Origin of the sequence: Coprococcus sp. AF51-11b1 (assembly GCF_027682785.1) — a bacterium.
Taxonomy (GTDB): domain Bacteria; phylum Bacillota; class Clostridia; order Lachnospirales; family Lachnospiraceae; genus Allocoprococcus; species Allocoprococcus comes.
The window spans coordinates 465,816-475,343 of sequence record NZ_JAQCZB010000001.1; the positions used below are offsets into that span (position 1 = coordinate 465,816).

Consider the following 9,528-nt stretch of genomic DNA (forward strand, 5'->3'; position numbering starts at 1 on the left):
TTAGGACTCCTTTTTGTATAGCTCATGGTTGCCGTAAACCAAATCCGCCTCTTCTCTTTCATAACTCCAGCCATAACGCATTAAGATTTTGAAGCATTCCTGGTATCTCTTTCCGGCATCCTCTTTGTATTCTCCGGAATACTCTACTAAATCCCCGGTATAATCATCCATCATGTTGTTCATTGCAATCAGGAGCAACACCTGCGTATCCAGTGTTTGTATTTTTTCTTCTGCTTCTTCCTTTTCTTTCTCATCCGCATCATACAGGCTTTTCCCGGTAAAAAATTTTAGAACCATTCCATTTCCTAACCAACAGGACTTCTCCATCATGTTCCGAATCATCTTTTCAATGATTTTCTGGCGTTCCTCATCTTTTAACAGTTCGATCTTTCCGTCTACTATTGTCCGGATGAATTCTTTTTTTTCTTTCATTCATTTTTTTCTGTAAAGTTTTCAACTGCTTTATCTTTTTTCTCTGCCTGTCCCATTCCGTTTCAACCTTTTCAGATTTCGGGAGTTTTTTCACTACATCAATCCCATTCCAACCATCCAGATAATACAGTTCTTTTCCGCGGATATTGATTTTCTTTGGTGGCTCTTTATCCAGGCTGAACGTTTTTACATCTTTCAGCTCTGCCGTATACTTCTTTTTTTCTATCTCCTTTGTGGCTTTCTTGATTCCTGCTTCCTCCAGAAGCTCAACAATAATTTTTTTGTTCTTCTCCCTCTCTTTGTTTTTAATCTCCGCTTCTACTTTCCACTTAATCTGTCTTGAGTCTGCAGCATCTTTCAATATTCTGTTCCTTGTTTCAACATCTTCGATTCTCGACAGTTCGGCGAGATCTTTTAGGTTCAGCTGATATGCCCCGTCTTCATCCGTCTTTTCCTTCACCAGCTCCGGGTCGAGCTTCGCAATCTCCAGCCTCCGGCGCACGGTTGTCCTGGAGAATCCTGTCTTCTCTGCAATCTGTTCTTCTGTATCTCCAAGATCTAACATCATCTGGAAGCCTTCCGCCTGTTCCAGGACCGTCAGATCGATGCGCTGCATATTCTCTTCCAGCATGGTTCCGACCTGGTCTTTGTAGCTCATGTCCTGCACGATCCGGCACGGATACATAGTTACGCCTGCCATTTTTCCGGCAGCGAACCGGCGGTGCCCGATGATCAGCGTGTATCCTTCTTCATGGTGCGCCCGGTTTTCATCCCAGTGCCCCGGAACGACCGTAAGGTTCTGCATAATTCCTTTCTTCTTGATTGACTCACTCAGCTCCGTCAGATCACCCAGGTCTTTTCGTGGGTTATCCGGATGCTGGTGAATCAGCTTGGCGTTGATGTTCGTGATCCCACTGGTTGTCATTTCAAATTCCTCTTTTTCTCGGTATTTTCAAGGTTTTCTCCTGTTTTTATCTCATTTTGGACTGTAGTCTATCGGAATACCGTGTAGACTCGGAAAATTCAAGGGTTACACAGTGTTTTTCCATCTGCTCCGACAGCTCCTGCCAGAGCTCTTTGTTTTTTATCTCTTTTCCATGTGGTCTGCGCCACTCTTCCCGTTTCCATTTGTCCATATTTCCTTCGTTTATGGTAGTGACCAGGAACTGATCCGGCGTGTAGACAGTCACTTCACACGGTCGGAGCATCTTTAGACCGACAAGGATAGCGATCATGCTCATTCTGTGGTAGGTCGTGTTCTGTTCCGTTTCGATCTGTGCTTTCACCGCCGGTCCTTTCTTAGTCTCGCATTCTACCAGAGCGATGCACTTTCCGTTTTTTGCGGTTGGTCCCCGGAAGTTTACTTCCGTGAACAGTTCTATCTTCATCTTCCGTCCTCCTTATCCGGATCATTTCATAATGCCGATATGGAAATCCGGTTGCTTTGTTGATTCCTTCAAAATAGGTGTCCTTTACTATGTAGTATCCTTTTTTCGGTCTCGGTTCTTTTTGCCACCGGTACAGAATATCCGTCTCCGGTTCCGGAAGCGGCATATTTCTGGATCTTGAAAAACTCGCTTCTTTGATCTTGTGATCCAGAACACCGTCCTCCACATATTTTTTCTGTGTTTTCTCATTTTTTGTGATGTACTGGGCGAGTTTCCGGAACTCTCCTTTTTCGTATAGCAACTGCTTATTCCGAACCTTCCCATGCTTCCAAGCTGCAGCTATGATCAGATCGGTATCCTGGATTCGGTTCAGAACTACATGAACATGCCAGTTGCCAGACGGCGTGCATTCAATATTCCGGAGCCACCGGAGTTCCTCGCCACGTTTCCGGTATTCTTTCTTGCAATATTTATAAAAATCTTCAAAATCTTTTACCGCTTGCTTCATGTCCGCCGGACGTTCTTCTTTCGGATATGTGAGAGTGAAGAAGTAATCATTCACCTTGAAGTACATCCGGAGTCTGTGACGTGCTTTCCTTTCCCTGGTCCATTGGTTGACCTGCTCCACTTCCTCCGGTGTGGCTTTCTTCTTTTTGGCTCTCTTCTCTCCCGGTGCTCCATATCTTCCATCCAGATATTCCTGTCTCTCTATTACGTTTCCCAAATCGTATGTCACTCGTCTGATTCTCATAGCGTGTCCTCATAACTTTAATAGTCTTATCAAGTTATTAAAAAGGGCAGTCGCCCTGTAAATACTTGACTTTCCCGCCGCTAAAAGGTACACTATAAGTGCTTAGATTATTCGTGTACCTTTATGGTTGCGGCGCTTGCGATATTTCTTTTCGCAAGCGTTTTTTATTCTTCTTTTAAGTACGAAAAATTCATTTTCAGGAATACCATCAGAGCTTCCGCATCATCCGGTGCTTCAATATCTTCTCCGGCTGCAATTGCAAATACAACGTCTCCTAAGATTGGCCATCCGTGCCTGTCTGCATCGTAGAAATAGCTTCCCAGACGATTTACTTCTTTCTGTTTCATTATTCCGTCTTCATCCACCAGCATGATCATTGGCATTTTAAACGTCTCATACAAGGTTTTTGTGCTTACAGTTTCAAAATGCCCGCCTACTGCTTTCTGCAGATCACGGAAATCATCAAAATCTACATTTATTACCGAAATGATATTATCCGGTGTTACTTTTACTGTTTTCACTGCTTGTCCTCCAATACTACTGTTTTTCTGCCTGCTTCTTTCAGGCTGTCTACATATTGCTCTAAATACGGGATCGCGTTCTGTTTGAAATACTCAGAATCACGGTTGACTTTTTCTGTCGATTTCAGAATCTCTATCCATTCATCCAGCTTCTCCACTCTGATCCGCCTTTTACGCTGCTTCTCTTCTGGCACGCTCCCTCGCCTCCCTTATTTTTCTTTTCCGGTACCGGTATTCCAACATTCGGAAGTATTCATGTGCATATGCTCCGACAGCAAATACTGCGAGTCCAAGAGCTTCATACAAATAAAACAGTTCTTGCTGTTCTACCGAACATCCACCAACCATACACATAAGCCCAAAAACAATAGTCACTTTACTTAATGTCTTTGCAATCTTATAAAACATTTCTCATCCCTCCTTTACTTGTCCAACTGGTACCGCTTACGCGGTTTTCTCAATGGTATATGTAATTTTCACTTTTTCCTGTTCTTCCAATAAAGAAATCATCACCTGTATAATTTTTTCGATATCAGGTTTCATGCTTACCACCTACTTTCTATTGAAGTTTATGCGGTGCTGGTTGTACTTGTTGATTCGTCCTACCATTTCCTTTCAAACAGAAGAGACAAATGCAACAGCTGCTGCAACAAAAAAACTGGCTACCCCTTCAATAAAAATCAAAAGGAATAAGTCTTCTGCTGTTTCATCCCAATTTTTATCAGGTTTTTTCTTTATCACATACGTTCCGAACCCCAATACCCACGGGATTAAAATATAGATGCATTTCCCCATGCTTCTTTCCTCACTTTGTTTTTTCTTTCACCTCAAAATCGATATTTAAATCAAAATAGCTCAGACTGTTAAGTGTTTTCTGCAGCTGATCGGCTTCCTTTTTCGCTTGCTCGATCAACTCCGCAAACTCCGGTAAATTACTGACCTCAATTCTCAGACAGCCAGTTGGCTTTTCTGATACTTCACCAGACTTTTCCGGTGTGTAATATCCTTTCATTTTTCTCACCCCACTTTCATCTGTTGCAAATAGTTCAGTTTTCTCCTATACTTTAATTACAGGCACTTCCATGCCAAATATTCATTACCAAGGAGGTTTCTATGCTTACATATCAATGTAGAGTTGTTTTAAGAGAACTGAAAAAACTTACCAATAACACAGATGCTAATTTTTGTTATCTGTTTTGCACACATTCTTTTTCTCTTGATAATTCCGAAGTAACCTATGACTATGGTAAATTTGAAAGTGAAATTGACAGTATCATGGATACTTTAATCGCGGAAGGCTATGTAAAAACGGATTTCAACGAGTATAATTTCAAATTAACCCAGAAAGCGATTCACGAATGGCAATTTTTGCTTCCTTATTTCGCACATCCAATAACTTATCTTATTACTTGGATTTTAGGCATTGTCTCAGCTTTCATAGCTGAATACTTGATCCAAAATTATCTATGAGATTCCGAAAGTATCTCTTGCGGCATATTTACACCACTTTTTCAACTCTGCTTTGGTTGGTAGCGCATACTTTTTGTCCTTCATATAAAACAGCATTGCTTTTAATGCAATATTGTTTGCCAGCCATCCTATAATGCAAGCTACGCAAATTAACGAAAGTACTATAATTTTCATCTTTCCTCACCTCACTTTTCTACTCACCGCTTTCATCTGTTGCAAATAATTTGATTTTTTCCTATACTTTAAATACAGGTGCTACCAAATTTTACATTTTACGAAAGGACAAAATATTATGTTAGATAATTTCAATCTTCCAGATAAAACTATAGACAAAATATATGATGACGCTTTTCAACCTGCCGCTCATGAAACCGGCAAATTGCTAGGAAGGATTCCTCGTGCTATAAATGCTGTATTTTTTGAACTTGATAAGTGGATTCTTCAAAAAGAATACAATGTAGAACAAACCAAACAAGTTCTTGAAAATAAATTATCTTCTGTAGATCCAGAAAAAATTGTTTCACCTGAACCGTATGTAGCAATACCCGCTTTGGAATCTATTCCATATACAATCAGCAACGAAGAACTTTATAATCTCTATGCAAATCTTCTTGCCAAAGCCATGTATGCAGACACGAAGGAAAGTGTGCATCCCTCTTTTGTGGAAATTATTAAACAGCTCTCTCCTGCTGATGCTTTAGTTTTAAAGGAATTTGCCACATCAAAGAAACCTATTGCTGCTGCAATGTTTTCTATTCTCTTGCGAGTAAAGGGTTTACATATTCTTGGACAATCTCCTGAAGAACATTCTTTTCTTGAATTAGCTTTTGATATTCAACTCCCAAATCTTTCAGAACAACAAATCCGTATTTCTATTGATAATCTGAAACGTTTAGGTTTGATTTCTCTCTTAGATTTTTCTTTATCTGGAGAATCCGCATATGCCTTCGCAAAAAGCACCGAATTGTATTCAAAAGTTAAAGACGAATTTGCAAAGCTCAACCAGTCTGAAACTCTTGCCGAAACAATTACTACAAAAGAAAAAGCTTTATCTCTTACTCCAATTGGCGAACTCTTTTGCAAAATTTGTATTTTAGATTTCGAGTAAGTTTTTCATTTCATTGCGAAAATCTTTTATTTCTTCAAGCACCTGTTCATCGCAAACTAGATTTTCTTTGATGCGTTTTCTCAACTGTAGCTGTTCTTCTTCAAGAGCGGCTACTTTTTCTTTCAAAGTATCCCATTCCTTTTTTCTTACCCACATCTTTCATTCACCTCACCTTCTTCATTCGCTGCTTTCATCTGTTGCAAACAAATAATCTAATGTTTTGTCCGGAAAGGCTTTTCGCTTAATTTCTACACATTCTCTTAATGAAAGTGAACTCCTGCCACTTAATTTGAAAGACATCGTTGTCGGAGTTACATCCAGAATATCTGCCAATTTCGCTTGGGTAATTTTGCTTCTTGCCATTTCCGCCTCTAAATTTGGAAACACTTCATCACTTCCTTTCTCGATTTTTCGTGATTACGTTTTTAGTATATACGATTTTTCGAGATTGTCAATATGTTTTCTCGAATTTTTGAGATTTTCATTTTATTTCAGCTATGTTTGTATTGATTTTTCGAGATTTTAATGCTATTATCTAAGCATAATATCGAAAGGAGAATTTTCAGTATGAATGAATTAGAGTCTAATTTAAAAGCTCTTATAATAGATAAATACGGAAGCATGAAAAAATTTTCTGAAACAATAGATATGCCTTGGACTACATTGGATAGTATTTTAAAAAGAGGAATAGCAAATTCTAATATTTCAAATGTATTAAAAATTACTCGAGAGTTAAATTTAGATACTGAAAAGCTCGCAGATGGTGAAATTGTTTATGTTTCTCATTCGCCAATTACTATGGCAGCTCATCTCGATGGCAAAGATTTCACCAAAGAACAGTGGAGCCGTATAGAATCTTTTGCTAAATTTGTAAAGCAGGAAGATACAAAACAAATCCCATAAACAGAACAGCTATTATGCTGCACTTAATGCTGGGAGGGATAAAGTTTGAATAAATTAGAACACTTAGAACAAGAAGCCTTTGATAGTAATGTAAAGATTCATGATTACTATCTTGGTGAAGATAATTTAAAAGGATTTTACATCAATGGAAATATTGCTATCAATACATCTGTTGGCACTACCGCAGAAAAATCCTGTGTTCTTGCTGAAGAACTCGGACACCACTACACTTCCGTTGGCAATATTCTTGACATGACATCTTTCGCCAACCGAAAACAGGAACGTCAGGCAAGACTCTGGGCGTACAACAAGCAGATCGGTCTGATCGGACTGGTGCGAGCCTTTGAGCATGGCTGTCAGAACCGGTTTGAAATCGCTGAATACCTGGAAGTGACAGAAGAATTTCTGGAAGAATGTATTGAATGTTACCGGAATAAGTACGGGATCTGTAAACAGGTAGATAATTATGTGGTGTATTTTATACCGCAGTTGTCGGTGATGAAATTGGTATAACCGCATATGCGATTATATAGAAACACTTTTTATGAGGAGGAAAATTATGAAAAAGAAACTTGTAGCATTGATTCTGATCGGAAGCATGGCACTGTCGTTTACAGCCTGTGGCAATAGCTCCGATTCATCAAAAGGAACAAAAGAATCATCCAAGAAGACAGAAGCATCTGCCGAAACTCCAAAAGAGGAAGCAAAGGAAGAAGTCAAAGAACCTGTCGTGCTGACTGGAAAATGGGAATATAAAGACGATGACGGTACTTGGATGCAGGCAGATATTACAGAGGATACCATCACAATAAACTGGATCATGGATGAAGGAAACACGACTGCTGTTTACTGGGTTGGAACCTATACTGCTCCTACAGAATATTCTGAAGAATATACTTGGACATCTACCAGAGACAAAGAAGCAACCGATTCCGCTCTTCTTGCTTCTCTGGATGATACAAAAGAGTTTTCTTATTCTGATTCAAGCAAACAGATTACCTATCAGGTAACAGTTTCTGGCGCAACAAAAACTATAGCACTTAGCGAAACAGACTAATTTTAATATATGACCGCGCTTTTGTGATTATATAAATACTACATTCCATAAGAAGGAGGACAAACTTTATGAGAAGAAAAATTGTAGCACTAATGTTGGCTGGAGTTATGGCAACATCTTTTACTGCGTGTGGAGGTTCTTCTGCAAGTGACTCTAGTTCGCAGAAAACTTCAAACAGTAATTCTGTATCGCAGAAAAAAGAAGAGAAGAAAGAGGCCGAAAAGCAGGAAGCATCTATTGCAGAAAGTGGGTACTATATCAGTGATGATGGAATGGGCGATGTCTATGCTTATTATGGCGTAACTTTAAACAATCCAAATGCTGATTGGGCGATGCAGCTTCCGGTTTTAACCATCACAGCCAAAGGAGAGGATGGTTCTATTGTTGGAACTTCTGATCAGACACTCTTCTATATCGCGCCAAACGACACTATTTCTTTTGGAAGTGTTATCGACTGTAACGGAAAGGTGCCTGCCACTGTAGAATTTTCGATTCACTCTGGAACTTTCGTTCCTGGGGATACATCGGGAATCATTCCGGTATCTTCATTCTCGGTTTCCAATACAAGTGAAATAGTTCAGGATTATGGCGCTGTTTCTTATACCGGAGAAGTTGCAAATAACAGTGATTCCGATATTGACATGGTTGCCGTCACTGTCCTGTTGAAAAGCAATGGTTCCATCGTTTATGGAGATACTACTTATGTAGACAACATGACAGCTGGCACAACAAAACCTTTTGAACTATCCGAATACAACCTTCCAGAACATGACGAATACGTTATTTCCGTACAAGGCTGGTAAATAAATAAAAACCGCTCCTGCACCAACAGGAACAGTTGAATAATGCGGTTAGTATAACTGCATAAATGATTATACAAAAAAAGATGATGTTACACCAAAAGATTTTTAGTAATATTTTTCATAATTTCTTATGACAGATTGCTCATTTTATCACTTACTTATATAATTGTCAAATGTTTTTTCAAAAAAATGTTGACTTTTTAATAAATATGAGCTATCATAAAAGACACAAAAGAAAAATATACTAATACTGCTCTAGGTTGTACGTCTCTCAATATATGGGAATGACCGAACCCTAGGGCTTTTTATATTTAAAGGAGAGTGCATATGAAAACTGCAATACTTGTTGATGGCGGTTTCTACCGTCGAAGAGCTCAAGCTGTTTTAGGCGACCAAACAGCTGAAAAACGTGCTATAGAACTTGCAAATTACTGTAAACGTCACTTAAATTCTCACGGAGAAAATAATAGCCTGTACAGAATCTTTTACTATGATTGTGCACCGTCGAGCAAACGCATCTTTCATCCATTCACACAAAAACAAGTTGATCTTTCGAAAACAGAGCTTTATACATGGACTATGAGCTTTTTAAGTGAATTAAAGAAAAAGAGAAAATTTGCTATTAGACTCGGAAAACTTGCTGAAGAGCAAGCACATTATACCATCTACCCAAAAACGGTCAAAAAACTTTGTAATGGTTCTATCTCTTTTTCTGATTTAAAAGAATCCGACTTCTATCTAAATATTGATCAAAAGGGTGTTGACATGAAAATAGGTTTAGACATTTCTTCAATGGCATATAAAAAACAGGTCGATCAAATTGTTTTGATATCTGGGGATAGCGATTTTGTTCCTGCTGCTAAACTCGCTCGTCGAGAAGGTATTGATTTTATTCTCGATCCACTAGGAGCTCCTATTAAACCTGATCTTTTCGAACATATTGATGGGCTTAGAACATGCGATAATAGATATACTGTACATACACACAAATAAAATAAAACCGCTCCTGCGCCAACAGGAACGGTCATAGGACGAAACATACGCCAATATGTTTCTTTCAGTACTCCGAAGAGATACACTGATTTCCGAATAATA

General features: G+C 38.9%; 19 protein-coding genes. 7 read left to right on the plus strand and 12 right to left on the minus strand.

Translation table 11 applies throughout. The features are described 5' to 3' along the window. From PGY05_RS02365 to PGY05_RS02405, 9 genes are all read right to left on the minus strand, one after another. Nucleotides 1-432 (minus strand): hypothetical protein, encoded by a 432-nt coding sequence (locus PGY05_RS02365; RefSeq protein WP_270475266.1) that lies wholly within the window; start codon nt 430-432, stop codon nt 1-3. Then, nucleotides 368-1,357, minus strand: coding sequence for a ParB/RepB/Spo0J family partition protein (locus PGY05_RS02370; RefSeq protein WP_270475267.1), 990 nt, complete (start codon nt 1,355-1,357; stop codon nt 368-370). The genes PGY05_RS02365 and PGY05_RS02370 overlap by 65 nt, the downstream gene beginning before the upstream one ends. A gap of 46 nt (nt 1,358-1,403) precedes the next feature. Next, nucleotides 1,404-1,820: an RNase H family protein gene (locus PGY05_RS02375; RefSeq protein WP_178024576.1), complete on the minus strand. Its 417-nt coding sequence runs from the start codon at nt 1,818-1,820 to the stop codon at nt 1,404-1,406. Further along, on the minus strand, nt 1,732-2,571 hold the full coding sequence (locus PGY05_RS02380; RefSeq protein ID WP_243257250.1) for a rolling circle replication-associated protein: 840 nt from the start codon (nt 2,569-2,571) through the stop codon (nt 1,732-1,734). The genes PGY05_RS02375 and PGY05_RS02380 overlap by 89 nt, the downstream gene beginning before the upstream one ends. Before the next feature lie 164 nt (nt 2,572-2,735). Beyond that, nucleotides 2,736-3,092: a DUF3846 domain-containing protein gene (locus PGY05_RS02385; protein WP_055261996.1), complete on the minus strand. Its 357-nt coding sequence runs from the start codon at nt 3,090-3,092 to the stop codon at nt 2,736-2,738. Then, entirely contained in the window at nt 3,089-3,286 is a 198-nt protein-coding gene (locus PGY05_RS02390) for a hypothetical protein (RefSeq protein WP_055261994.1), read from the minus strand. Before PGY05_RS02390 ends, PGY05_RS02385 begins: the two co-directional genes overlap by 4 nt. Further along, nucleotides 3,264-3,500 carry a hypothetical protein gene (locus tag PGY05_RS02395; protein WP_270475268.1) on the minus strand — a complete coding sequence of 79 codons (237 nt, stop codon included), beginning with the start codon at nt 3,498-3,500 and terminating at the stop codon, nt 3,264-3,266. The genes PGY05_RS02390 and PGY05_RS02395 overlap by 23 nt, the downstream gene beginning before the upstream one ends. A gap of 207 nt (nt 3,501-3,707) precedes the next feature. Next, entirely contained in the window at nt 3,708-3,887 is a 180-nt protein-coding gene (locus PGY05_RS02400; protein WP_270475269.1) for a hypothetical protein, read from the minus strand. 10 nt (nt 3,888-3,897) lie between these two features. Then, nucleotides 3,898-4,113, minus strand: coding sequence for a hypothetical protein (locus tag PGY05_RS02405; RefSeq protein WP_178025182.1), 216 nt, complete (start codon nt 4,111-4,113; stop codon nt 3,898-3,900). Between the two features lie 92 nt (nt 4,114-4,205). Here PGY05_RS02405 and PGY05_RS02410 point away from each other — a divergent pair, with 92 nt between their 5' ends. After that, nucleotides 4,206-4,562, plus strand: coding sequence for a hypothetical protein (locus tag PGY05_RS02410; RefSeq protein ID WP_270475270.1), 357 nt, complete (start codon nt 4,206-4,208; stop codon nt 4,560-4,562). On the opposite strand, the gene PGY05_RS02415 is transcribed toward PGY05_RS02410, so the two are convergent. Next, a complete protein-coding gene (locus PGY05_RS02415) occupies nt 4,557-4,736 on the minus strand; it encodes a hypothetical protein (RefSeq protein WP_118219290.1) in 180 nt (59 codons plus the stop codon). The two genes, PGY05_RS02410 and PGY05_RS02415, sit on opposite strands and share 6 nt — an antisense overlap. Nucleotides 4,737-4,854: 118 nt before the next feature. Between PGY05_RS02415 and PGY05_RS02420 the strand changes: the two genes are divergently transcribed. Continuing rightward, nucleotides 4,855-5,670 carry a DUF4393 domain-containing protein gene (locus PGY05_RS02420; protein WP_270475271.1) on the plus strand — a complete coding sequence of 272 codons (816 nt, stop codon included), beginning with the start codon at nt 4,855-4,857 and terminating at the stop codon, nt 5,668-5,670. Here PGY05_RS02420 and PGY05_RS02425 read toward each other — a convergent pair. Then, on the minus strand, nt 5,656-5,826 hold the full coding sequence (locus PGY05_RS02425) for a hypothetical protein (RefSeq protein WP_270475272.1): 171 nt from the start codon (nt 5,824-5,826) through the stop codon (nt 5,656-5,658). The two genes, PGY05_RS02420 and PGY05_RS02425, sit on opposite strands and share 15 nt — an antisense overlap. A gap of 21 nt (nt 5,827-5,847) precedes the next feature. Then, entirely contained in the window at nt 5,848-6,033 is a 186-nt protein-coding gene (locus PGY05_RS02430; RefSeq protein WP_270475273.1) for a hypothetical protein, read from the minus strand. Nucleotides 6,034-6,237: 204 nt separating this feature from the next. Here PGY05_RS02430 and PGY05_RS02435 point away from each other — a divergent pair, with 204 nt between their 5' ends. From PGY05_RS02435 to PGY05_RS02455, 5 genes are all read left to right on the plus strand, one after another. After that, nucleotides 6,238-6,573 carry a hypothetical protein gene (locus tag PGY05_RS02435; RefSeq protein WP_270475274.1) on the plus strand — a complete coding sequence of 112 codons (336 nt, stop codon included), beginning with the start codon at nt 6,238-6,240 and terminating at the stop codon, nt 6,571-6,573. Between the two features lie 45 nt (nt 6,574-6,618). Continuing rightward, the gene (locus tag PGY05_RS02440; RefSeq protein ID WP_270475275.1) at nt 6,619-7,086 is read left to right on the plus strand and encodes an ImmA/IrrE family metallo-endopeptidase; all 468 of its coding nucleotides are present in this window, start codon (nt 6,619-6,621) and stop codon (nt 7,084-7,086) included. A 46-nt stretch (nt 7,087-7,132) separates the two neighbouring features. Beyond that, nucleotides 7,133-7,630: a hypothetical protein gene (locus PGY05_RS02445; RefSeq protein WP_270475276.1), complete on the plus strand. Its 498-nt coding sequence runs from the start codon at nt 7,133-7,135 to the stop codon at nt 7,628-7,630. 68 nt (nt 7,631-7,698) lie between these two features. After that, nucleotides 7,699-8,433, plus strand: coding sequence for an FxLYD domain-containing protein (locus PGY05_RS02450; protein ID WP_173689407.1), 735 nt, complete (start codon nt 7,699-7,701; stop codon nt 8,431-8,433). A 327-nt stretch (nt 8,434-8,760) separates the two neighbouring features. Next, nucleotides 8,761-9,426, plus strand: a complete 666-nt coding sequence (locus PGY05_RS02455) for an NYN domain-containing protein (RefSeq protein ID WP_173826528.1) — start codon at nt 8,761-8,763, stop codon at nt 9,424-9,426. Nucleotides 9,427-9,528: the final 102 nt, after the last annotated feature.